This window comes from Pantoea sp. SM3640 (genome assembly GCF_015654165.1).
Lineage (GTDB): Bacteria > Pseudomonadota > Gammaproteobacteria > Enterobacterales > Enterobacteriaceae > Pantoea > Pantoea vagans.
In genome coordinates, this window is record NZ_CP064872.1 from 2,797,790 (window position 1) to 2,818,693 (window position 20,904).

Sequence of the window (20,904 nt, forward strand, 5' to 3'; positions counted from 1 at the left end):
ATTAATGCTTAGCGACATTATTTTCGGCGTATTCGATCTGTTTAGAGAGGTTGCTGACCAGTTTTTTTGCCATCTCAATGGTCAGGCCAAGAAAGAGCGTCTCCTGCGGAGCCTGCTCGCGGGAGGCCTCAGGGTCGAGGTAGCTGAACTGCAGGACCAGCGCCTTATGATTGCTTAAGGGGCCAATATGCCAGCCGGTAACCGGATAGAAGATAAAACGATTAAATTCATTCACTTTGATCCTGACTATACAAGCATAACGCTGATTGGGGTCAGGCCAGCTCTGATAATAAAACATGAGTGGAGTGCTGAGTCTGAACTAAATCCACAGGATTACAAGGGAAGCGGGAGAATAAGCGCAGCGTTAAACGGTTAGCATCGTTGCGGTGCCTGGAGCCTGACCTGACAGGCAAATGCCGGTAAATCATGCCAGCGCCTCCTGTTAACCGAGGCGCTGACGTAGGTGAATCCTTTTCGGTCAGAGGCTATAACCAGCGCCCGGCTAATCAGTCTGCGGAATAATCGAGATATGGCCATTAACCTCCAGCACCGCATATTTAATCTGATTGAACCGCTCCAGCCCCGGACCGGATCGCGCCGCTTCCAGCACATCGTCAGGACTGATGCCGGTCATCTTCAGGCGGATCAGGAACGGAAACCCATCATTACGTTAATCGTAGCGCAAAGGCGCAGTTTCAGAATTGCGCCAAACGTCTCAGTATCCAATGCTGCCTGACGACGATTACAGCCAGCCCGATCGGCGCAGTTTAGCCCACAACCCGCCGCAGGCCAGCAGCGTCAGCCCCACCGCCAGCGGATAGCCATACAGCGACTTCAGCTCCGGCATATGTTCGAAGTTCATGCCGTACATGCTGAACACCACGGTCGGGATCACCAGGATCGCGCCCCAGCCCGCCAGCTTTTTGACCACCTCATTCTGCTGCACCGTCACCAGCGCCAGATTGACCTGCATGGCGCTGGTCAGCATCTCACGCATATCTTCCGCGTCGGTGACCACATGGCGGGCGTGATCCTGCACGTCGCGGATATAGGCGCGCAGCGGACGCGGGATCAGATCTTCATGCAGGTGGATAAGCTGGTTACAGATCTCTTCCACTGGCAGCGCTGCATTGCGTAGTGACAGCAGATGACGCCGCATGGTGTAGACTGACTGGACCGACTTACGGTCAAATTCGCTGGTGAAGAGATCGTTCTCCATCTGCCCCACCCGCTCATTCAGTGAGGTGGAGAGCGCGGCATAACGATCAACAATGAAATCAAGCAGGCAGTAGAGCGGCCAGGCAGGGCCAAGCTTCAGCAGCGCCGGATTTTCAGACGCCCGCTGCCGCACCGGTGTATAGCTTTCAGATGCGCCATGACGGATGCTGATCAGGAATTTTTTTCCGACAAAGAAGTGGGTTTCGCCCAGTTCGCAGCTGTCATCCTTTGCACAAACCGTCTTGACCACGATAAACAGTGAGTCACCGTAATGTTCGATTTTGGGTCGCTGATGGGCATTAAGCGCATCTTCAACCGCCAGTTCGTGCAGGCCGAACTCCTCTTTAATCTTCGCCATAAATTCAGCGTCTGGCTGCCACAGCCCGAGCCAGATAAACGCTTCCGGCTCTTTGATCACTTCACTGATATCTTCGACGTCGACCTCTTCGCCCGCACTTCCAGGACGATAAACCCTGCTGCTTACGATCATCTTCTGCATTCCCGTTGTGACAGTACATGCAGCTTAGCCAAAGCCGGGCCGGTAACCGGATAAAAACAGTAAGGATTTGCTGCGACTCCACTATCAGCGGGTTACCACTTCAGGCCTAATCCGGTTGAGAAGATGCCTTCGTTAAGGGTATCGGGAATGCCGCTGACCAGATTGCGATGATAGCCAAGGTGCAGCGTTGACCAGGAGGTCAGGCTGTAACGCATCCCGACTTCGGCATCCAGCATAAATACTCCGTCATCATCCAGTGAGTGACCGACATCGCCGTTGCTGTAAAGCGTGACCGACTTGCCAAGCAGATAGCGCTGATAGTTCCAGCGCAGCGAGCCGCCAAAGTGCCGCTCTTCGCGATCGTCGCTGTAGCCATACTCAAAGGCACCGCCAAGCAGCGAGAGTGAGAAGGAACTGAGTTCAGTGTCCCACAGCTGATAACCCGGGCCAGTGCCGAGCAGCGCCTGCCGTGAGAGGTTCTCTACCCAGTCGCGCTTGTAGGTCGCGCGGGTCTGCCAGAAGAACTGCTCACTGACCAGATAGTCGAAGGCGTAGCGCAGGCTGTAGTTATTGGTGTTGATGCTCGCGTTTTCCTGCTCGCGATTGTAGGTCGCACCGATATCGTGCCGCCATTTGCCCTGGTTCAGTTTAGTGTTGAGCGCAAAGCTGTAGTCGTCGGTCTTGGTGGAGGCTTTTTTGACCTTCACGCCCGCATCGATGTTGCCGGTCCAGGCGAGCTGATCGGTGCGGACTTTGGCTTTCATAAACTCATCGATGCGACTGACGGAGACCTGCTGCTCCTGCTCATTGCGTTCCACCCAGACATAACCGGGATCGGACGAAGAGAGCCGCACCTGATAGTGTTCGCCGGTCTTTTTGTTTTCGACATTAACCGGATTGTCGCTGGCGAGCGTACTGACCGCATTCCACGCCAGGGTGACGGTGCCCGCGTAGTGTGTCTCAATCGCCAGCTTGCCGTCGCTGAGGTAACGGATCGTGCCGGTCAGCCGATCGCCATTATTCAGCCAGACGGTATCGGCTGCGGCCTGCTCTGCCCATCCGGTACAGCAGAAGATGACCAGCAGCCGGGTCAGTAAGATGGCGCAACGCATAGCTTTCCCTGTAAAGGCGTCGTTCGGTATGGACGACGCGTCACCGCAAATTCGGACCTGACAATTAAGCTGATTCCGCGATGATATGCAATGAAGTCAGGAAAGGTCGTGCAGGGCTTTGCCGGATGGCGGACCCAGCGTGAAGTCGCTGAAACGGATCGCCAGCCCCTCGCGTTCAGGCGAACAGCCCATCACGCCGACAAAACGCCGCGCCTGACCTGGCCACGGGCAGAGTCGCAACAGCGGCCAGGTCAGCCCGTCGGTGGAGTACTGAATTCTCAGCGCCCCTTTTTCCAGCGTGGCGCGCAGCCAGAACTGACGCGCATCACCAGGGAATACACCGGTAGACCAGTCAGAACACTCACGCGTGACCACGCTACCGATGGCAGGCTGGTCATCGTTAAACTCAATGCCCGCTTTAACCCAGTGCGTTTCACTGTCCTGAATAAACAGACCGGCCTGATCGTAGAGCTGGCTGAAGTCCGCACTCACCTGCACCTGAACGGTAAAATCATTTTCCACCCAGAAGCCAAAAGCGTGGCCGCTATGCCGTTCGAAGCCGTACCAGGTGCGCTGCCAGAAATCGCTGTTTAACGCGGTTTCGAACTGTAGCGTATCGCCATCAAGACTGTGTACCGGCGGCTGATTAATCCAGACGCCGCCTTCGGTGGTCAGTGAGCTGACTGCAGACATAGGCACTCCTTTATGTGAGTTAAATCGCTGCGTTCAGGCAGACCCGGGCGCGGCGACAGGCCTGATTATCATAGCGTTGATTGGTGAAACAGCCGGAGAGGATCGCGGCAAATCTGAACATGCCGGAGTGGAAAGTGCTTAGCTGAGCAGACCCGAAACTGTAAACATCGGGATCGGTTAGCGGTTTCGTTTTTTCGTGTCGCGTAAACAAATAACCGCGTTCAGGTCCAGTCGGCTTAACTATTTCATTTTGTTAATTGCCTGGCGCAAACCGCGATTAACAACCAGGCTTGTTCTGTCTGAGGGCAACTGAACTCATCAAACATAAGGATTAAGTCAACATGGTAGATAAATCAGAGATTCTGGATCACGCACAGGTTGTTGATGTGAATGGCGAACACGTCGGGATTGTTGACCATTTCGAAGGCGACGACAAAATCAAGCTGGCGAAAAGCGATCCTGAAGCAGGCGGCAAGCACCACATTATTCCATTCAGCTGGGTGAAAGACGTTGATGATAATAAAGTCATCCTGTCTAAATCTAAAGCGGATGTCGAAAGCGAGTGGCAGTCTGCATAAAGCGTTAGCCGTGGCACCTGCCACGGCTTATTTCTATTTCTGCACGTTACGCTATTTTTGGTTATCACACTGCCCGAACCCGCTTATTTTATCGCTCTGCCCTTCTGCTCATCTGTAGGAATACCGCTTTCTGCATTCCTCTCAACAGATATACCAAAACTGTTATGTCTTCTCACAGGCTGATATTTTCTGCCTGCGGTGAGGAATAACAGCCAAATACGCCGTCGATCAGCGGATAACTTTCTGAACCGGGTAATTCAAAATGCCACCATTCGGTTGCAATACCGGTAAAGCCACCACCCAGCATGATGGCATTAAGCATCAGCCGGTTGCGCTGTGCCTGAAGTGGCACCGCAGGATGATAAGGATGGGAATGTTCACTCATCTCATCGAAGCCGGTGCCCATATCCACGATTTCACCCTGCTCGTCAATCAGCGTCACGTCTACCGCCGTACCACGACTGTGGTTTGATCCGCGCGTCAGCGGTGCAACATAATCCTGATTAGGGCAGGCCTGCCACAGAATTGCCTGCGCGGCAGGTGGCCTGTACGCGTCGAGGATCAGCAGCGAATAGCCCGCCACGTTTGCAATATCGATACTTTTCGCCAGCGCTCTTGCCGCATCAACATGCAGCAGACAGCGTGCGTCGCGGTAGATCGGCTGACCGGTCAGGTTGTCGGCGGTGGCGTATTTCAGATCGATGGCTGACTGAGGAAAGGCCTCAGCAATATCAACAAGATTTTTACTTTCCATGACGGAGTGCTCCCTGTTTATGTGCTCTGTGGCGGGCTGGCCGGAGAGGATAGTTATGAGGCGGCTATCATGGCATTGCGGCGGGAGGAAAAAAAGGTGCTGTGACATTTTGAGTCCGGGCGTGGTGTGGCAGTTTGTTTACTCAGAATTCTGGCTGGCAGGTTTAAAGGCTTGAGAGATGAGTACAGGCGAAATAATCAGTTAGCTGAATTCTGGAACTATAGCGTTTTATAAATAATTACAGTCAGATGAAAGGCAATATTTCAACTCCAGAAAATTCGAATCCTTTATCACTTTTACTTCACATGAAGTGCAGCGATTAATTACTTTATTTTGCGATCTGTGCCGCAAATAATAACGTTTTAACTGTGAGGAAACTCGCTGATTTGCATCGATTTTCAACTGGAATTTATTCGCATTAGTTGATTATATGTACAGGTATTTAGCGCGATCCAGAGGTGTTGGAGCACCCCTGAATCGCTAATCACAATCCTATTTAACAGGAATAGAGATCATGACTGAGTCAGAGTGTAATGCAGTTGGTTTAAATCCAGAAGACCCTTCCGTTACCCGGCGTAAATTAACCGTGGGTTACGCCAGCCGGTATCCTGACTATATCCGTATTCCGTCGATCATTATGAAAGGCCAGTGGCTGGCAGCCGCCGGATTCACCACCGGCACCGAAGTTGAGGTGAGTGTCACAGAGGGCCGTATCGTGCTGACCGTGAAGCCACCCGAGCCTGTCGATGAACAACTGGTTAACGCGTTAGCGCAGCTGAACAAGCTGCCTGCAAAGAAAAAGAAGCAGGTGCTGGCGTTGTCGGGTGTGGTTGCGGGTTAATGGCGTTGAGGTGAAAGGATGCCGCTTCTGGTTAGAGGCGGCAGATAGCTTATTTATGATTGCCGGTGAACGGTGACTACAGGATGCTGGGTGTAGCAATATAAACGAAGCCAGACTGATTTAAAAATCAGTGACCGGAAGAGACATTTGAGTAACCCGCCAGAAGCAGCATGAATGGGCTGTGAATTGATACCAGGAGCCTTACGATGCAAATATGCATGATGGATTATGGTCAACTTTCCAGTGATGGAAAACGTGTGAAGCTAAACTGCTATGGTGTCGTTTCTTTTGATATTTTGTCTGATATCGAACGGTATATAAACAATCCAGATTGTTCTGACATTGAGAAGGCCGCCATTCCGCCAGGAACGTACTGGATCGTAGACAGGCCAGAAGGCAGTTTGCTAAATCGTGCCCGCGCAGAGTTGATTGATTTGGCCCATATGTACCGGAATCACCACTCCGAATGGTTCGGTCTGTACAGCGCAAAAACCATGAGCGATTACGTTTTTGTTAATGGCGTAAAGCGCGGCAGCTTCAGGCTTCACCCACTTAATACTGACGGTTCCGGCGTATCATGGGGATGCATAACCTTCTATCGCTCAACTGACTTCCAGACTTTACGCAGTTCGTTGTTGCGGAGGAAAAAAGTCGTCGTACCAGGTAGTCATGGTTTATTAGCATATGGCCGCATTGATGTTCGTGGTGTTCCTGATTTCACAAAGTGTGTCGCTCGATGAAAATACTGATATTTATTGTAATACTATCCGCCTCCTGGATACTCATACCTGAAGGTTTCATCAGATCACTGGTTGAAGGCCATATCAGTGGTGATGGTGAAAGCGCTATGGATAGTTTCGAATTCACCGTGCTTGTACTTAAAGCAGTTTTTTCTCTGCTGCCAGCCTTTATTGGTGTCTGGCTTTATCGCAAAGCCAACCGACGATAATAAAGCGACACTCAAGAAGCTCATCATCTACGGGCCATCAGAAGTACCTTAGGGGCTTAACACACGGTGGTTTATGGTGCCAGTAAGGTGTTGGGCCTGGCCATTGAGAAGAAGACTCGCTGGCTTGTGCTTTTTAAATGAATGATGAGGGAACGACAACGGCAAGCGTCAGGAAGATGAGCTGCGTTTTAAACACTGAATGGCGTCCAGTATTCAGACAGGCAGGTATATCATATTATGCAAGCTGACTTTGAAGTCAGAAGTCTGGATGTTATACAAATATCTGCCAACTGCTCATGATCGCAAAGTTCAGGGTATGAGTAGATTAGCACTTGCTTTAAAAGGCGCTGGATCAGTCTATAATGGGGCTGGAATAGGTTTAAAACTTTATCAAATGAAAAATAGCCCCGCACAAAACTAACCTCTGTTTTTTCTGATAAACCTGTTCGCTTTCCAGGCCAGATTCAGAGGGGTGACAAAATAGACTACAAAGAATGCAAACGTCAGAACAATAATATATGGAATGGCATTTGAAGCATCTGCATTGAAAATGCCATCTAATCCAACCAGTGTCAAAATAACAAGGGCAATCATTCCGCCCCAGAAGCGTTTACTCAGATCAATCACAAGACTTTGGAGTGTATCTTTTTTTGACTCGTCTTTTTTAATAATGCTTTTGAGCTTACCAATGTCTTTAGCAGAGAAGCCGTTATCATAAAGTTCTTGCTCAAATTCGTTCATCTGATTCATCCTGAATGACGTTGCGATACGTGCGAAATATAGCACAGTGAACCCGGCGCATGCTAACCAACTGGCTTGCTCTGGTATCAATGTTTCCTCACTTTTGCAGGCTCTGCCTGAACATCAAGCTGAAATCCTAAAGCGCAAAATATAATAGCGCTCAATATAAACAGCAGGATAAACAACAAGCACATTATAAGCCTCGAAAAATCAAAGACCTGTTCAAAACGCCATGAAAGTACTGATGACAATTAATTTCGTGGAGAAGAATAAGAGTAAAACGTTGAGGTATGCTTCTGAGAGTTAAGCAAAAGTGAGTCTCGGGATGCAATGCAGAAGAGAATTTGGTACGCCCTACAGGATTCGAACCTGTGACCTACGGCTTAGAAGGCCGGTGCTCTATCCAACTGAGCTAAGGGCGCATGGAGATGGCACGGATTATACGTCGGGAAGCGGGTACGTCAACGTTTTTGCCGTTTCACCGCAGCGAAGTGCTGCGGTAATAACCAATTGGCGTCAGTGACGCCTGCGCCATTCGCTGAGCGACACGAGTTTGCTGGTGCCGGTAAATTCTCCTTCCAGCTCAATCCCTTGTGATGTGAAACGCGCATTGTATTGCTCATGAAGTGCGTGCAGCTCCTGGCTGTCCGGCTCCAGCTGGCGCAGAAAGCCCAGCGCGAGCAGCAACTGCTGGCGGCTGATAAGCGGTGGAAAACCGGCACGACTGAGAATGGCATGCCAGCGCTGGCTGTTCTCCTCGCTGCCGTCAACAATTAACACCTGCCAGATCAGCAGTACCGCCGCACCGTTATGCAGATGCGTTTCATTATCGCTGCTGAGATAGTCGGTAAACTCTTTCGCCGCCACTTTCCCCATCATAGAGAGCATTGATTCCACCTGTACCGGTGGCAGCTGCAGCCGTTTGCTGAGCCGCTGAGCGGCATGGCGTGAGCCAGCGGTGAGCAGCTGAAATCCAGCGACAAACACCACCACCAGAGTAGCAAGCATTATCCAAATCATTACATCGTCCCCGGATTGTCCTGCAGATATCATACGCATGCAGGCAGGCACTCGTCGCGACGAAAAAGCCGGAAAGCGCATACGCGGCTGAAACTGTGACTGACAGCGCGCCGCGCTTCTGACAAAATAGCCCCCTTCCCCGATTCAACACAACACAGTGGATTTCCTCTCTGATGGCAGCAAAAATTATTGACGGTAAAACGATTGCGCAGCAGGTGCGCGTTGAGGTTGCGGACAAAGTGAAGCAGCGTCTGGCCGCCGGAAAACGTGCGCCAGGTCTGGCCGTGGTACTGGTGGGTGAAAACCCGGCATCGCAGATCTATGTGGCCAGCAAACGCCGCGCCTGTGAAGAGGTCGGTTTCCACTCCCGCTCTTACGATCTGCCTGCCACCACCCGCGAAGCTGAGCTGCTGGAGCTGATCGATAAGCTCAATCAGGACAACGAAATCGATGGCATCCTGGTGCAGCTGCCGCTGCCAGCGGGTATCGATAATGTGAAGGTGCTGGAGCGCATCACGCCGGATAAAGATGTCGATGGCTTCCACCCTTATAACGTTGGCCGCCTGTGCCAGCGTGCGCCAACCCTGCGTCCCTGCACCCCGCGCGGTATCGTGACGCTGCTGGAGCGCTACAACATTGACACCTACGGCCTGAACGCTGTGGTGGTCGGGGCGTCTAACATTGTGGGTCGTCCGATGAGCATGGAGCTGCTGCTTGCGGGCTGCACCACCACCGTGACTCATCGCTTTACCAAAGATCTGCGCCATCACGTTGAGCATGCCGATCTGCTGGTCGTTGCGGTGGGCAAGCCAGGCTTTATTCCGGGCGACTGGATTAAACCCGGTGCCATCGTTATCGACGTGGGCATTAACCGTCTGGACAGCGGCAAAGTAGTGGGCGACGTTGATTTTGACAGCGCATCAGAGCGCGCTTCTTACATTACCCCGGTACCGGGCGGTGTCGGACCGATGACAGTCGCAACACTGATTCAAAACACGCTGCAGGCGTGCGAAGAGTTTCACGATAAAGAGGACGTTTAAATGGCAAGTTTTTCACTGGGTAAATTCCCGCATGTCGATCTGTGTGACCTGCTGAAGCTGGAAGGCTGGGTTCAGAGCGGCGCACAGGCGAAAGTCGTGATTGCCGAGGGTGAAGTGAAGGTCAACGGCGCGGTAGAGACCCGCAAGCGCTGCAAGATCGTTGCCGGTCAGACCGTGGAATTTGCCGGTTTTCGCATTACTGTCGTCGAGTAATTCCCGGGCGTCCCTGCGGGGACGCTGTCACAGCAGTTCATCCCCCGCGAGACACGTCTCCCCTTCCCGCTGTTCCAGTGCAATATGATTCACCGCCGTATGCTGCGCAATCAGCGTTGCAAGCCGGGGTGAATGGCTGGTGATCCAGAGCTGACTGTACTGACTTGCTTCGGCGATTAAACGCGCCAGCGCAGGCAACAGATCTTCATGCAAACTGTTTTCCGGCTCATTCAGTGCCATAAAGGCGGGTGGGCGCGGGCTGAGCAGCGCCACAACCAGACAGAGAAACCGCAGCGTGCCGTCTGAAAACTCCGCGCTCTCCAGCGGACGCAGAATGCCGTGGCGGGACATCAGCATCTGAAAGCGACCGTTCTGCACGTCGACGTCAAACTGGCTGTCGGGAAACGCCTGCGTCATCACCTCAGACAACAGTTCTGAATGACCACGCTCCACGATGGTTGCCCAGGCTGCTGCCAGATTGCTGCCATCATGGCTCAGCACCGGCGCACGCACCCCAATCTGTGGCGCACGTATCGGTGAGCCAGGCCAGACGGCGAACTCATGGTAAAAGCGCCACTGCTGCAGTCGTTCACGCAGCTGGGAAAGTTCCGGGTAGAGATGCGGTTCGCCAAGCTGACCAAACAGCGACTCTTCAGGATGCAGCACCGCCGGATAAGCGACGCGATCCCCTTCAACGTTGTGCAGAAAAGCAGTCTGATTTTCGCGCTGCATGATGCAGGCAGAAGGGCGACGACGCTGGCCGCTGAGCCAGAGCCGCTCCTGCTTCACCAGCGGATCAAGATTGAACAGGCTGGTCGACAGCGGCTCGGGAAAGCCAATCTCCAGCTGGTAATCCATATCATCCATCACCACGGCCAGCTCCAGACGCTTTGGATCGTGTCGGCGATCGCCCCGGCGCAAGCCACCCGCCCACATCGTTTTCTGAATGCCGCCTTCGTCAGCCAGTGCCAGCGCCAGACGACCGGAGGCCGCTTCGTGCAGCAGTCGCACCGCTTTGTAGAGGTTGGATTTACCGCAGCCGTTGGGACCGCTCACCACATTCAGCTGCTGCAGTGACAGCGTCAGGTTACGTATTGAGCGGAAGCCGCGGATCTGAATCTGTTCAATCGCCATAATAAAAAAGGGCGATTGCTCGCCCTCTCCGGTTTATTTTCGACGCCAGCTGGAGCCTTGTGGCCCATCCTCGACGATGACCCCCAGCGCGTTAAGCTTGTCGCGTGCGATGTCCGCTTCCGCCCAGGCTTTGGCGGCACGTGCATCGGCACGGGCTTTCACCCAATGTTCGATCTCGGCAACCTCTTCGTCATTCACCTGAGCGCCGCTTTGCAGGAACAGCTCAGGATCCTGCTGCAGGATGCCCAGCACGTTAGCCATCTCACGCAGCTTCGACGCCAGCCCATGTGCTGAAGCGCCATCTTCGCTTTTCAGGCGGTTAACTTCACGCGCCATATCGAACAGCACCGAGTAGGCTTCCGGGGTGTTGAAATCATCGTCCATTGCGCTGCGGAAACGCGCTTCAAACGCTTCGCCGCCGTGCGCTTTAACGCTGCTGTCGGTGTGACGCAGTGCGGTATAAAGACGCTCCAGCGCCGCACGCGCCTGGTTCAGGTTATCTTCGCCGTAGTTAAGCTGGCTGCGATAGTGACCGGACATCAGGAAGTAACGCACTGTCTCCGCATCATAATGTTGCAGCACGTCACGCACGGTGAAGAAGTTGCCGAGCGATTTAGACATCTTCTCGCGGTCAACCATCACCATGCCGGAGTGCATCCAGTAGTTAACGTAAGGACCGTCATGGGCGCAGCTCGACTGGGCGATTTCGTTTTCATGGTGCGGGAACATCAGGTCCGAACCGCCGCCGTGGATGTCGAAATGGGTGCCCAGCTGTTTGCAGTTCATCGCCGAGCACTCGATATGCCAGCCAGGACGACCGTTGCCCCACGGCGATGACCAGGCTGGCTCATCCGCTTTAGACATTTTCCACAGCACGAAGTCCATCGGATTACGCTTCACGTCCGCGACTTCAACCCGCGCGCCCGCCTGCAGCTGCTCCAAATCCTGACGCGACAGCGCGCCATAATCGGTGTCGCTCAGCACATCAAACATCACGTCGCCATTGTCCGCCACATAGGCGTGATTGCGGGCGATCAGCGTCTGCACCAGCTCAATGATTTCAGCAATGTGGCGGGTGGCGCGCGGTTCCTCATCAGGTGGCAGGATCCCCAGCGCGGCGAAGTCGTTGTGCATCTCGCCAATCATACGGTTGGTCAGCGTTTCGATGCTCTCACCGTTTTCATTGGCGCGTTTGATGATTTTGTCGTCAATGTCGGTGATGTTACGTACATAGTTAAGCTGATAACCGAGGTAACGCAAGTAGCGCGCCACCACGTCAAACGCCACGAACGTCCGCCCATGACCAATGTGACAGAGGTCATACACCGTGATGCCGCAAACATACATCCCGATTTTACCGGCATGAATGGGTTTGAATTCCTCTTTCTGTCGACTCAGGGTGTTATAAATCTTAAGCATTGAACGGTTCCGTTTTTGCGTGTGGTTGGCTTTTTTAAGTATCCAGACATTGTGCCGTATTTTTATCGCTCGCGCGACGCAAAGCAAGCCAACTGCGCCGTGCTGCTGACGCGTCATTGGAAATTATGATATAAGAACGGTCGACTAAAAGGGGTACGCCAGTTAACAGCGCGATCCCGGCAACTGATCACAACCTTTACAGGACAACAAAAATGGTAACTTTCCAGACGAACCATGGCGATATCGTAATCAAAACTTTCGATGATAAAGCGCCGGCAACCGTACAGAACTTCCTGGATTACTGCCGTGAAGGTTTTTACGACAACACCATTTTCCACCGTGTCATCAACGGCTTTATGATTCAGGGCGGCGGCTTCGAGCCGGGCATGAAGCAGAAAGCTACCAAAGATGAAATCCAGAACGAAGCGAACAACGGTCTGAAAAACACCAAAGGTACGCTGGCAATGGCACGTACCTCTGCACCGCACTCTGCGACCGCACAGTTCTTCATCAACGTGGCTGACAATGACTTCCTGAACTTCCGTGACGAAAGCGTTCAGGGCTGGGGCTACTGCGTATTTGCAGAAGTGGTTGAAGGCATGGACGTGGTCGAGAAGATCAAAGCCGTTTCTACCGGCCGCAGCGGCATGCACCAGGATGTGCCAAAAGATGACGTCGTGATCCAGAAAGTGACCGTCAGCGAGTAATGTCGCGCACGCTGTTTATCGCAGATCTCCATCTGTGTCAGGAAGAACCGGCGATTACCGCCGGTTTTCTGCATTTTTTACAGCGCGAAGCGCCCCACTGCGACGCGCTCTATATTCTCGGCGATCTGTTTGAAGCCTGGATTGGCGACGACGATCCCAATCCGCTGCATCAGCAGATTGCCCGCGCCCTGCGCGCCTTGCCAGTTCCCGTCTATTTTATTCATGGCAACCGCGACTTCCTGATTGGCCGACGCTTTGCGCGCGCCAGCGGCATGACGCTGCTGCCGGAAGAACAGGTACTGACGCTCTATGGCCATCGGCTGCTGATCATGCACGGCGATACGCTCTGCACGGACGATGCGGGTTATCTGCGCTTTCGTGCCAAAGTGCACAATCCCTGGATTCAGCGACTGTTCCTGGCGCTGCCGTTATGGATCCGCAAACGCATCGCTGCCCGGATGCGCGCCGACAGTAAACAGGCCAACCAGCATAAATCCCAGACCATTATGGATGTGAATCAGGATGCCGTGGCCGCCGCGATGCTGCGCCAGCAGGTGCCGCTGCTGATCCACGGCCACACCCATCGCCCGGCAATCCATACGCTGAGCTTAAAAGGTGAAACGGCGCAACGCGCGGTGCTGGGTGCCTGGCACAGCCGTGGTTCGATGATTCAGCTCGACGCCAGCGGCATTCAGCTTATCCACTTCGACTTCTGATCGCCGGTTAAATCCACGACATCTGGCCGACGCAACCGTTTTCCTTGCGTCGTTGTCATGCTATTCTCGGTGCCCTTCAAAACCTGTCCGCCCGGCCAGGTCTGTTTGTTTATTCACAGGAGTTGACCGCATGTCATCCAACGCCCCGGCCCGCATCGCCATTGTTATGGGTTCCAGAAGTGACTGGGCCACCATGCAGTTCGCCGCTGAAATCCTCACCAGCCTGGACGTCCCTTTTCATGTTGAAGTGGTCTCTGCGCACCGCACCCCGGATAAACTGTTCAGCTTCGCCGAAACGGCAGCCGGTAACGGTTTGCAGGTGATTATTGCTGGCGCAGGTGGCGCAGCCCATCTGCCGGGTATGCTGGCGGCCAAAACGCTGGTACCAGTGCTGGGTGTGCCGGTTCAGAGCGCAGCCCTGAGCGGCGTCGATAGCCTCTATTCGATTGTGCAGATGCCGCGTGGTATTCCGGTCGGGACACTGGCGATTGGCAAAGCAGGCGCAGCCAATGCCGCCCTGCTGGCCGCACAGATTCTGGCGCTGCACGACAGCGCGCTGGCATCCCGCCTGAATACCTGGCGTGAGAGCCAGACCGATGAGGTGCTGAACCATCCCGATCCGCGGGTGGATGCATGAAGCCGGTCTGCGTACTGGGCAACGGCCAGTTAGGTCGTATGCTGCGTCAGGCGGGTGAACCGCTGGGCATCGCGGTCTATCCCGTGGGTCTGGATGCCGATCCTGCCTCCCTGCCGATCGCCGACAGCGTGATCACCGCCGAAATCGAACGCTGGCCGGAAACGGCGCTGACGCGTGAGCTGGCGAGCCATCCGGCCTTTGTGAACCGTGATATTTTTCCACGTCTGGCCGATCGCCTGACGCAGAAACAGCTGCTGGATCAGCTGGGGCTTGCCACCGCGCCGTGGCAGTTGCTGGCGGATAAAAGCGAATGGCCAGCGGTGTTTGATTCACTGGGCGAGCTGGCGATTGTGAAAAGCCGCACCGGCGGTTACGACGGGCGGGGTCAGTGGCGTCTGCGTGCTGATGAAACTGACCAGTTGCCGGAGGCATGCTACGGCGAATGCATCGTTGAGCAGGGCATTAACTTTTCCGGTGAAGTGTCACTGGTCGGCGCGCGCGGTCACGATGGCTCGGTGGTGTTCTATCCGCTGACGCATAACCTGCATCAGGACGGCATTCTGCGCACCAGCGTGGCACAGCCGCAGGCGGATCAGACACAGCAGCAGCAGGCCGAAGCGATGCTGAGCGCGATCATGCAGGCGCTGAATTACGTGGGCGTGATGGCGATGGAGTGTTTTGTGACGCCAGCCGGACTGCTGATCAATGAGCTCGCACCGCGTGTACACAACAGTGGTCACTGGACACAGAACGGTGCGTCGATCAGCCAGTTTGAGCTGCATCTGCGCGCCATTCTGGGCCTGGCCTTACCGCAGCCGGTGGTGTTTGCGCCGTCGGTAATGGTGAATCTGATTGGTACCGACGTGAATCTCAGCTGGCTGCAGCAGCCGCTGGTGCATCTGCACTGGTATGACAAAGAAGTGCGTCCGGGTCGTAAAGTGGGCCACCTCAATCTGACCGACAGCAATGCAGAGCGGCTGAAAGCGGCGCTGAATGCGCTGGTGCCTCAGCTTCCGGAAGAGTACGCCAGCGGCATCGCCTGGGCCGTTGAAAAGCTGTAGTTTCCCTGAACCCGTTACCCGATTGCGGGTAACGGGTGCGTCTGGATAAAGGTCAAAGGCGGCCTGGCGCCGCCTTATTTCAGCCCTGCCTTATGCCGCATCAAACTTCCTGAACAGCGCTTTCCCTTTCAGTAACCGGACTCCCAGCCAGCCGCCACAGAGCGATAACAGCAGCGCGCCACACAACGGCAACGCCAGCCATAATGTCCAGTCAGGCTGCCATGGGAAGTCGAAAATCTTCGTCTGTAATCCCCACAGCGCCGCTTCTGCTCCCATTGCGGCCGCCACGCCGGAGACCACGCCGAGCAGCGCAAACTCACACCACAGCGTGGTGCGCAGCAGACGTTTGCCCGCACCGAGCGTGCGATAGACCACCAGTTCCTGCCGACGCTGCCGCATCCCGACCTGAATCTGCGCCAGCAACAGCAACACACCGCAGGCAGTGACCAGTACCACCATGATCTCCAGCGCCCGGCTGACCTGCGTCAGTACCTGACCGATCTGCTGCATAATGCTGCCGATATCCAGCAGACTCAGCGCCGGGAAAGCACGGTTCAGCTGCGCCAGCAGAACAGGATTCGCCTCCATGCGGAAGCTGGTGAGCCAGGTCTGCGGCTGGCTGTCGAGCGCACCCGGCGGGAAGATAAAGAAGAAGTTCGGCTTCAGACTTTCCCAGTCCACTTTACGCAGGCTGGTAATACGGGCGCTGAACGTCTGCGTATCACCGTCGAACGTCAGGGTATCGCCGAGCTTCAGCCCCAGCCGATCCGCCAGCTCCACTTCCATCGACACTTCACCCGCTTTCGGCGGCCAGTTGCCTGCCACCAGCGGATTGTGATCCGGGCGATCGGCCAGCGCCGTCAGGTTAAGCTCGCGGTTAAGGGCATTATCCAGTTTCGGATCGGCCGGTTTACCGTTGAGTTCGCTAAGCCGCACCCGCGCAATCGGATAGAAGGTTTCAGGCTTAATCTGATGCGCTTGCAGGAAATCACGCACCTGCGGCACCTGATCCGCCGTCATGTTGAGCAGGAAGAAGTTCGGGCTATCCGCCGGTAACTGCTGCTGCCAGCGATCCAGCAGATCGCCGCGCATCACCAGCAGCAGCGCCAGCAGCATAAACGACAGGGAAAAGGCCGCGAGCTGGCTCAGCGTCATCCCGGGCTGGCGCAGCAGCCGGTTGATCGCCAGTCGCAGTGCCAGATTGCGTACCACCAGCCGACGCAGCAGCAGCAGGGTTCCCCAGCCGAGTAACGCCAGTAATCCCGCCAGCACCACTACACCCGCCAGCAGCGCCCAGAGCATTTTACTGCCGCCGACCAGCAGCGCTAACAGCGCCACCACCACCACGATCATTACCGGAATATAAAATTTCAGTGGCCAGAGGTTCGCCACCGTATCGCGCCGCAGCACCCGCAGCGGCTGGGTTGCCAGCAGCAGACGATAGGGACGCAGACCCACCAGCAGCGAAATCACAAACAGTGAACCCACCGCCCAAATCCACGGCCAGACGCTGGCCGCCGGTAAGCTGGCAGGCAATACGGGTTTCAGCATCGTCATCAGGATCGCTTCCACGACCTGCCCCACCACACCTCCGGCAATCGCCGCCAGCAGCAGCACCGCCAGCCACTGACCGATGATCAAACGCTGCAATGCGCCCTGCGTCGCGCCAAGGGTTTTCAGCACCGCCACCAGATCGTAGCGGCTGCGGCAATAGTGGCTCATGGCAACCGCCACAGCCGCAATCGCCAGCATCAGCGTCAGTAAGGCAGAGAGCAGCAGGAATTGTTGCGCGCGCTGCATCGAACGGCCCAGCGCATCTTCTGAGTTATCTACGCTGATCCAGCGCTGATCCGCCTTCAGCTGTGGTTGAATCCAGCGGTCATAGCGGGCCAGCTGCTCAGGATTGCCGGAGAATTTATAGCGCCAGGTGATGCGACTGCCAGGCTGAATCGCACCGGTTCTGGCGGCATCCGCCAGATTGATCAGCAGGCGCGGTGCCATCTCAAACGGGTTAAAGCCGCCATCCGGCTCCTGAATCACCTCACCGCTGACGCGCAGCTGGGTATCTCCCACTTCCAGCATGTCGCCCACTTTCAGATTCAGCAGCGCCATCAGGCGCGGTGCCGCCAGCGCGGTGCCTGCCTGGGGCCGCAGCCCCGGCGGCTGCGTCTGCAGCGTGCCAAACATCGGGTAGCGGTCATCCACCGCTTTGACGGAGGCGAGCTGCGGTGACTGATCCGCAAAAGTCATGGTCATAAAGGTGAGCTGGGAACTGACCGTCAGGCCGGTTTCCCGCGCCTTTTCCAGCCAGGCTTCAGGCGCAGCATCGGTGCTGCGCAGCGTGCGGTCACCGGCCATAAAATCACGGCTCTGCTGATTCAGCCCTTTTTCCATGCGATCGCTGATCGACCCCAGCGCCAGTACGCAGGCCACCGCCAGCGTCAGGGCCAGCCAGACAATCAGCAGCGAGGGCGAGCGCCACTCGCGCCAGAACCAGCGCCAGATCATTGCTCCTCCCACAATTTACCGTCGCGCAGCCGCAGACGACGATCGCAGCGCGCCGCCAGTTGCTCGTCATGCGTCACCAGAATCAGCGTGGTGGCGAAGTCGCGATTAAGGGAAAAGAGCAAATCGGCGATGCGATCACCGGTTTTACGATCGAGGTTGCCGGTCGGCTCATCGGCAAACAGCAGACCCGGACGACCACTGAAGGCGCGGGCCAGCGCGACACGCTGCTGTTCACCGCCTGACAGCTGAGCGGGCAGATGATGCAGACGTTCACCCAGCCCGAGCAGCGTCAAAAGTTCCCGTGCCTGTTCGCGGCTCTGGCGGTCGCTGTCGCCGCGCAGGAGTGATGGCAGCTGAACGTTCTCCTGCGCATTCAGGGTCGGCACCAGCATGAATGACTGAAACACAAAGCCGACCTGCCGGGCACGCAGGGCCGCACGCTGCTCTTCGTTCATCTGGTGCAGCGGCTGCCCCAGCAGATGAACTTCGCCGCTGCTGCCATCGTCCAGCCCGGCCAGAATGCCCAGCAGGGTTGACTTGCCGGAGCCGGACTCGCCAATCAGCGCAATGGTCTCGGCTGGTTTGACAACCAACTCAACTCCGGTGAGGATGGTTAACTGATGCTCTCCCTGACCGACGGACTTAGTAAGATGATGAACTTCAACAATGTTTTCCGCTGGCATTATCCCTTCCTGTTATTGATTCTTCTGATGGCGTCGCGTCTTGCTGCTGCAGATACCCTGATGGTGCTGGGCGACAGCCTGAGTGCAGGCTATCGTATGTCTGCCACGGCGGCCTGGCCCAGCCTGCTCGATAAGCAGTGGCAGCAAAAACCGAAAGTGGTCAACGCCAGCATCAGCGGCGATACTGCCGCACAGGGACTGGCGCGTCTGCCTGCGCTATTAAAACAGCATCAGCCGCAATGGGTGTTAATCGAACTGGGCGGTAACGATGGTCTGCGCGGTTTTCCGCCTGATGCTATCGCGCAGAATCTGAGTAAAGTCATCGACGATGTCAAAGCCGCCAATGCAAAGCCGCTGCTGATGCAGATCCGCCTGCCCGCCAACTATGGCCGCCGCTACACCGAGGCGTTCAGCGGCATCTACCCTGGACTCGCGCAGCAGCATGATATTCCTCTCGTACCCTTTTTCATGGAGCAGGTCTATCTGAAGCCCGGGTGGATGCAACAGGATGGCATTCATCCCAATCCTGATGCTCAGCCGTTTATCGCCGGATTAATGGCAAAAGAACTGGCTCCCTTAGTTAAGCAGCCGTAGCGCGCCTGGATGCGCAAAAAGGGTAAAGAAATGCAAAAAACCATTCTGATTACAGGTTGTTCCAGCGGTATTGGCCTGGTCGCCGCGCACGATCTGCTGGCGCGGGGTTATAAGGTGATCGCCGCCTGCCGAAAAGCCGACGATGTCGCCCGCATGAACACGCTGGGTTATACGGGCATCCAGCTCGATCTCGACGATCCGCAGAGTGTCGATCGGGCAGCGGATGCGGTACTCGCGCTCTGCGATAACCGTCTGGCCGCACTGTTTAACAATGCCGGATTTGGTCTCTATGGCCCGCTGCATACGCTCTCGCGTCAGCAGCTGGAGCAGCAGTTTTCCAGCAACTTTTTCGGCGTCCATCAGCTGACGCTGCGGCTGTTGCCCGCGCTGCAGGCCAGCGGTGATGGCCGCATTGTTAATACCAGCTCGGTGCTGGGCCTGATCTCCACGCCTGGCCGGGGTGCCTATGCCGCCAGTAAATATGCGCTGGAAGCCTGGAGCGATGCGCTGCGGCTCGAAGTGCGCAGCCGTGGCATCCGGGTCAGCCTGATTGAGCCTGGCCCGATTGAGACCCGCTTTACCGACAATGTGACGCAGGGGGAACAGCATAACCCGGTGCGTAACCCGGGTATCGCGGCACGCTTTACCCTGCCAGCGGAAGCCATTCTGCCTAAACTTCGTCACGCACTCGAGAGTAAACATCCACGTTTGCGCTATCCGGTGACGCTGGTCGCACACGTAATGAGCCTGCTGAAACGGTTACTGCCAGGCTGGATGCTGGATCGCATTTTGCGCAGCCATTAATCAGCCATGCGCAATAGCGCTTGAAGCCGGGCCAGTTGGCCCCATATTCTTAGAACACTTTTTGCAAAGAGACTTATCCATGTCACCACACGCTTCTATCATCGACATCAACGAATCTAACCTGCAGCAGACCCTTGAGCAGTCGATGCAGCTGCCGGTGCTGTTCTACTTCTGGTCTGAGCGCAGCCAGCACTGTCAGGAGCTGACACCTGTGCTGGAGCGTCTGGCGCAGGAGTACGCGGGTCAGTTTATTCTCGCAAAACTCGATTGCGACAAAGAGCAAAGGGTGGCGTCGCAGTTTGGTCTGCGTTCAATCCCGACCGTCTACCTGTTCCAGGATGGTCAGCCGGTTGACGGCTTCCAGGGACCGCAGCCGGAAGAGGCGATCCGTGCCCTGCTGGAAAAAGTGCTGCCGCGTGAAGAAGAACTGAAAGCGCAGCAGGCGATGGCACTGATGCAGGAAGGTAAACCGCTGGAGGCATTGCCGCTGTTAAAAGATGCGTGGCAGCTGAGCAACCAATCCAGTGAGATTGGTTTCCTGCTGGCAGACGTGCTGATTACCCTGAACCGCAGCGATGAAGCGGAGGCGGTGCTGAAAGTTGTCCCCCTGCAGGATCAGGACACTCGCTATCAGAGCCTGATGGCGCAGATCGATCTGCTGAAACAGGCTGCGGATACGCCGGAGATTCAGCAGCTGCAATCCGAGCTGGAAGCGGACCCGTCTAACGCCGGGCTGGCTGCTAAACTCTCGTTACAGCTGCATCAGGTGGGTCGTAATGAAGAAGCACTGGAACTGCTGTTCAGCTTCCTGAAATCCGATCTCAATGCCGCTGATGGCCAGGCGCGTAAAATGCTGCAGGAGATTCTGGCAGCGCTGGGAACCGGCGATGCACTGGCTGCGCGTTATCGTCGCCAGCTCTATTCCCTGCTGTACTAAACAGCAGCACCACGGGCCGAAGCGACTCGGCCCGTTAATCTGACAA

Annotated in this window: 25 protein-coding genes and 1 tRNA gene; 13 read left to right on the forward strand and 13 right to left on the reverse strand. The window is 55.6% G+C overall.

Annotated elements, in window-relative coordinates; genetic code table 11:
• Position 1: 1 nt before the first annotated feature.
• From IV493_RS13065 to IV493_RS13085, 5 genes are all read right to left on the reverse strand, one after another.
• The gene (locus IV493_RS13065; RefSeq protein WP_195857260.1) at positions 2 to 235 is read right to left on the reverse strand and encodes a hypothetical protein; all 234 of its coding nucleotides are present in this window, start codon (positions 233 to 235) and stop codon (positions 2 to 4) included.
• Positions 236 to 502: 267 nt separating this feature from the next.
• Positions 503 to 634: a hypothetical protein gene (locus IV493_RS13070; protein WP_013357062.1), complete on the reverse strand. Its 132-nt coding sequence runs from the start codon at positions 632 to 634 to the stop codon at positions 503 to 505.
• A gap of 108 nt (positions 635 to 742) precedes the next feature.
• Complete coding sequence (locus tag IV493_RS13075; RefSeq protein WP_013357061.1) at positions 743 to 1,708, reverse strand: magnesium and cobalt transport protein CorA; 966 nt, start codon at positions 1,706 to 1,708, stop codon at positions 743 to 745.
• A gap of 101 nt (positions 1,709 to 1,809) precedes the next feature.
• Positions 1,810 to 2,829, reverse strand: a complete 1,020-nt coding sequence (locus tag IV493_RS13080; protein WP_095707577.1) for a DUF481 domain-containing protein — start codon at positions 2,827 to 2,829, stop codon at positions 1,810 to 1,812.
• A 96-nt stretch (positions 2,830 to 2,925) separates the two neighbouring features.
• Entirely contained in the window at positions 2,926 to 3,522 is a 597-nt protein-coding gene (locus IV493_RS13085; RefSeq protein WP_195857261.1) for a DUF1349 domain-containing protein, read from the reverse strand.
• A gap of 341 nt (positions 3,523 to 3,863) precedes the next feature.
• On the opposite strand from IV493_RS13085, the gene IV493_RS13090 reads away from it, so the two are divergent.
• Positions 3,864 to 4,100 carry a DUF2171 domain-containing protein gene (locus IV493_RS13090; RefSeq protein WP_013357057.1) on the forward strand — a complete coding sequence of 79 codons (237 nt, stop codon included), beginning with the start codon at positions 3,864 to 3,866 and terminating at the stop codon, positions 4,098 to 4,100.
• Positions 4,101 to 4,272: 172 nt separating this feature from the next.
• Here IV493_RS13090 and ddpX read toward each other — a convergent pair whose 3' ends face one another.
• Positions 4,273 to 4,854 carry a D-alanyl-D-alanine dipeptidase gene (gene ddpX / locus IV493_RS13095; RefSeq protein ID WP_195857262.1) on the reverse strand — a complete coding sequence of 194 codons (582 nt, stop codon included), beginning with the start codon at positions 4,852 to 4,854 and terminating at the stop codon, positions 4,273 to 4,275.
• A 514-nt stretch (positions 4,855 to 5,368) separates the two neighbouring features.
• Here ddpX and IV493_RS13100 point away from each other — a divergent pair.
• The 3 genes from IV493_RS13100 to IV493_RS13110 all read left to right on the forward strand — a co-directional run bounded on the left by IV493_RS13100 (position 5,369) and on the right by IV493_RS13110 (position 7,065).
• Positions 5,369 to 5,695 carry a SymE family type I addiction module toxin gene (locus IV493_RS13100; protein ID WP_195857263.1) on the forward strand — a complete coding sequence of 109 codons (327 nt, stop codon included), beginning with the start codon at positions 5,369 to 5,371 and terminating at the stop codon, positions 5,693 to 5,695.
• A 206-nt stretch (positions 5,696 to 5,901) separates the two neighbouring features.
• The gene (locus IV493_RS13105; protein WP_195857264.1) at positions 5,902 to 6,435 is read left to right on the forward strand and encodes a DUF2778 domain-containing protein; all 534 of its coding nucleotides are present in this window, start codon (positions 5,902 to 5,904) and stop codon (positions 6,433 to 6,435) included.
• A 477-nt stretch (positions 6,436 to 6,912) separates the two neighbouring features.
• A complete protein-coding gene (locus IV493_RS13110) occupies positions 6,913 to 7,065 on the forward strand; it encodes a hypothetical protein (protein WP_195857265.1) in 153 nt (50 codons plus the stop codon).
• On the opposite strand, the gene IV493_RS13115 is transcribed toward IV493_RS13110, so the two are convergent.
• From IV493_RS13115 to IV493_RS13125, 3 genes are all read right to left on the reverse strand, one after another.
• Entirely contained in the window at positions 7,062 to 7,385 is a 324-nt protein-coding gene (locus tag IV493_RS13115) for a hypothetical protein (RefSeq protein ID WP_195857266.1), read from the reverse strand. The two genes, IV493_RS13110 and IV493_RS13115, sit on opposite strands and share 4 nt — an antisense overlap.
• Before the next feature lie 345 nt (positions 7,386 to 7,730).
• Positions 7,731 to 7,807, reverse strand: a tRNA-Arg gene (locus IV493_RS13120).
• 94 nt (positions 7,808 to 7,901) lie between these two features.
• Positions 7,902 to 8,405, reverse strand: a complete 504-nt coding sequence (locus tag IV493_RS13125) for a DUF1198 family protein (protein WP_195857267.1) — start codon at positions 8,403 to 8,405, stop codon at positions 7,902 to 7,904.
• Between the two features lie 173 nt (positions 8,406 to 8,578).
• Here IV493_RS13125 and folD point away from each other — a divergent pair, with 173 nt between their 5' ends.
• A complete protein-coding gene (gene folD / locus IV493_RS13130) occupies positions 8,579 to 9,445 on the forward strand; it encodes a bifunctional methylenetetrahydrofolate dehydrogenase/methenyltetrahydrofolate cyclohydrolase FolD (RefSeq protein ID WP_033782248.1) in 867 nt (288 codons plus the stop codon).
• Complete coding sequence (gene ybcJ / locus IV493_RS13135; RefSeq protein ID WP_013357050.1) at positions 9,446 to 9,658, forward strand: ribosome-associated protein YbcJ; 213 nt, start codon at positions 9,446 to 9,448, stop codon at positions 9,656 to 9,658.
• A gap of 27 nt (positions 9,659 to 9,685) precedes the next feature.
• On the opposite strand, the gene IV493_RS13140 is transcribed toward ybcJ, so the two are convergent.
• The gene (locus IV493_RS13140) at positions 9,686 to 10,792 is read right to left on the reverse strand and encodes an AAA family ATPase (protein WP_195857268.1); all 1,107 of its coding nucleotides are present in this window, start codon (positions 10,790 to 10,792) and stop codon (positions 9,686 to 9,688) included.
• Between the two features lie 33 nt (positions 10,793 to 10,825).
• Positions 10,826 to 12,211, reverse strand: coding sequence for a cysteine--tRNA ligase (gene cysS, locus IV493_RS13145; RefSeq protein WP_041456690.1), 1,386 nt, complete (start codon positions 12,209 to 12,211; stop codon positions 10,826 to 10,828).
• Positions 12,212 to 12,423: 212 nt separating this feature from the next.
• Here cysS and ppiB point away from each other — a divergent pair, with 212 nt between their 5' ends.
• The 4 genes from ppiB (at position 12,424) to purK (ending at position 15,332) form a co-directional block, all read left to right on the forward strand.
• On the forward strand, positions 12,424 to 12,918 hold the full coding sequence (gene ppiB, locus IV493_RS13150) for a peptidylprolyl isomerase B (RefSeq protein WP_013357047.1): 495 nt from the start codon (positions 12,424 to 12,426) through the stop codon (positions 12,916 to 12,918).
• Positions 12,918 to 13,634, forward strand: coding sequence for a UDP-2,3-diacylglucosamine diphosphatase (gene lpxH, locus IV493_RS13155; protein WP_195857269.1), 717 nt, complete (start codon positions 12,918 to 12,920; stop codon positions 13,632 to 13,634). The genes ppiB and lpxH overlap by 1 nt, the downstream gene beginning before the upstream one ends.
• A gap of 130 nt (positions 13,635 to 13,764) precedes the next feature.
• On the forward strand, positions 13,765 to 14,271 hold the full coding sequence (purE, locus tag IV493_RS13160) for a 5-(carboxyamino)imidazole ribonucleotide mutase (protein WP_195857270.1): 507 nt from the start codon (positions 13,765 to 13,767) through the stop codon (positions 14,269 to 14,271).
• The gene (gene purK, locus IV493_RS13165) at positions 14,268 to 15,332 is read left to right on the forward strand and encodes a 5-(carboxyamino)imidazole ribonucleotide synthase (RefSeq protein ID WP_033782233.1); all 1,065 of its coding nucleotides are present in this window, start codon (positions 14,268 to 14,270) and stop codon (positions 15,330 to 15,332) included. Before purE ends, purK begins: the two co-directional genes overlap by 4 nt.
• Positions 15,333 to 15,422: 90 nt before the next feature.
• Here purK and ybbP read toward each other — a convergent pair whose 3' ends face one another.
• Positions 15,423 to 17,840, reverse strand: a complete 2,418-nt coding sequence (ybbP, locus tag IV493_RS13170) for a putative ABC transporter permease subunit YbbP (protein ID WP_195857271.1) — start codon at positions 17,838 to 17,840, stop codon at positions 15,423 to 15,425.
• A complete protein-coding gene (ybbA, locus tag IV493_RS13175) occupies positions 17,837 to 18,523 on the reverse strand; it encodes a putative ABC transporter ATP-binding protein YbbA (protein ID WP_010259059.1) in 687 nt (228 codons plus the stop codon). The genes ybbP and ybbA overlap by 4 nt, the downstream gene beginning before the upstream one ends.
• Here ybbA and tesA point away from each other — a divergent pair.
• From tesA to IV493_RS13190, 3 genes are all read left to right on the forward strand, one after another.
• Positions 18,491 to 19,117: a multifunctional acyl-CoA thioesterase I/protease I/lysophospholipase L1 gene (tesA, locus tag IV493_RS13180; RefSeq protein WP_187266175.1), complete on the forward strand. Its 627-nt coding sequence runs from the start codon at positions 18,491 to 18,493 to the stop codon at positions 19,115 to 19,117. The two genes, ybbA and tesA, sit on opposite strands and share 33 nt — an antisense overlap.
• Positions 19,118 to 19,147: 30 nt before the next feature.
• The gene (locus tag IV493_RS13185; protein WP_107320161.1) at positions 19,148 to 19,921 is read left to right on the forward strand and encodes an SDR family oxidoreductase; all 774 of its coding nucleotides are present in this window, start codon (positions 19,148 to 19,150) and stop codon (positions 19,919 to 19,921) included.
• A 79-nt stretch (positions 19,922 to 20,000) separates the two neighbouring features.
• Positions 20,001 to 20,858 (forward strand): co-chaperone YbbN, encoded by an 858-nt coding sequence (locus IV493_RS13190; protein WP_013357040.1) that lies wholly within the window; start codon positions 20,001 to 20,003, stop codon positions 20,856 to 20,858.
• Positions 20,859 to 20,904: the final 46 nt, after the last annotated feature.

Bases quoted from the DNA above. Each gene is read 5' to 3' on its own strand.
- IV493_RS13070 (WP_013357062.1), bottom strand. From the start codon at position 634: ATGACCGGCATCAGTCCTGACGATGTGCTGGAAGCGGCGCGATCCGGT.
- IV493_RS13075 (WP_013357061.1), bottom strand. From the start codon at position 1,708: ATGATCGTAAGCAGCAGGGTTTATCGTCCTGGAAGTGCGGGCGAAGAG.
- IV493_RS13080 (WP_095707577.1), bottom strand. From the start codon at position 2,829: ATGCGTTGCGCCATCTTACTGACCCGGCTGCTGGTCATCTTCTGCTGT.
- IV493_RS13085 (WP_195857261.1), bottom strand. From the start codon at position 3,522: ATGTCTGCAGTCAGCTCACTGACCACCGAAGGCGGCGTCTGGATTAAT.
- IV493_RS13090 (WP_013357057.1), top strand. From the start codon at position 3,864: ATGGTAGATAAATCAGAGATTCTGGATCACGCACAGGTTGTTGATGTG.
- ddpX (WP_195857262.1), bottom strand. From the start codon at position 4,854: ATGGAAAGTAAAAATCTTGTTGATATTGCTGAGGCCTTTCCTCAGTCA.
- IV493_RS13100 (WP_195857263.1), top strand. From the start codon at position 5,369: ATGACTGAGTCAGAGTGTAATGCAGTTGGTTTAAATCCAGAAGACCCT.
- IV493_RS13105 (WP_195857264.1), top strand. From the start codon at position 5,902: ATGCAAATATGCATGATGGATTATGGTCAACTTTCCAGTGATGGAAAA.
- IV493_RS13110 (WP_195857265.1), top strand. From the start codon at position 6,913: ATGTTATACAAATATCTGCCAACTGCTCATGATCGCAAAGTTCAGGGT.
- IV493_RS13115 (WP_195857266.1), bottom strand. From the start codon at position 7,385: ATGAACGAATTTGAGCAAGAACTTTATGATAACGGCTTCTCTGCTAAA.
- IV493_RS13125 (WP_195857267.1), bottom strand. From the start codon at position 8,405: ATGATTTGGATAATGCTTGCTACTCTGGTGGTGGTGTTTGTCGCTGGA.
- folD (WP_033782248.1), top strand. From the start codon at position 8,579: ATGGCAGCAAAAATTATTGACGGTAAAACGATTGCGCAGCAGGTGCGC.
- ybcJ (WP_013357050.1), top strand. From the start codon at position 9,446: ATGGCAAGTTTTTCACTGGGTAAATTCCCGCATGTCGATCTGTGTGAC.
- IV493_RS13140 (WP_195857268.1), bottom strand. From the start codon at position 10,792: ATGGCGATTGAACAGATTCAGATCCGCGGCTTCCGCTCAATACGTAAC.
- cysS (WP_041456690.1), bottom strand. From the start codon at position 12,211: ATGCTTAAGATTTATAACACCCTGAGTCGACAGAAAGAGGAATTCAAA.
- ppiB (WP_013357047.1), top strand. From the start codon at position 12,424: ATGGTAACTTTCCAGACGAACCATGGCGATATCGTAATCAAAACTTTC.
- lpxH (WP_195857269.1), top strand. From the start codon at position 12,918: ATGTCGCGCACGCTGTTTATCGCAGATCTCCATCTGTGTCAGGAAGAA.
- purE (WP_195857270.1), top strand. From the start codon at position 13,765: ATGTCATCCAACGCCCCGGCCCGCATCGCCATTGTTATGGGTTCCAGA.
- purK (WP_033782233.1), top strand. From the start codon at position 14,268: ATGAAGCCGGTCTGCGTACTGGGCAACGGCCAGTTAGGTCGTATGCTG.
- ybbP (WP_195857271.1), bottom strand. From the start codon at position 17,840: ATGATCTGGCGCTGGTTCTGGCGCGAGTGGCGCTCGCCCTCGCTGCTG.
- tesA (WP_187266175.1), top strand. From the start codon at position 18,491: ATGATGAACTTCAACAATGTTTTCCGCTGGCATTATCCCTTCCTGTTA.
- ybbA (WP_010259059.1), bottom strand. From the start codon at position 18,523: ATGCCAGCGGAAAACATTGTTGAAGTTCATCATCTTACTAAGTCCGTC.
- IV493_RS13185 (WP_107320161.1), top strand. From the start codon at position 19,148: ATGCAAAAAACCATTCTGATTACAGGTTGTTCCAGCGGTATTGGCCTG.
- IV493_RS13190 (WP_013357040.1), top strand. From the start codon at position 20,001: ATGTCACCACACGCTTCTATCATCGACATCAACGAATCTAACCTGCAG.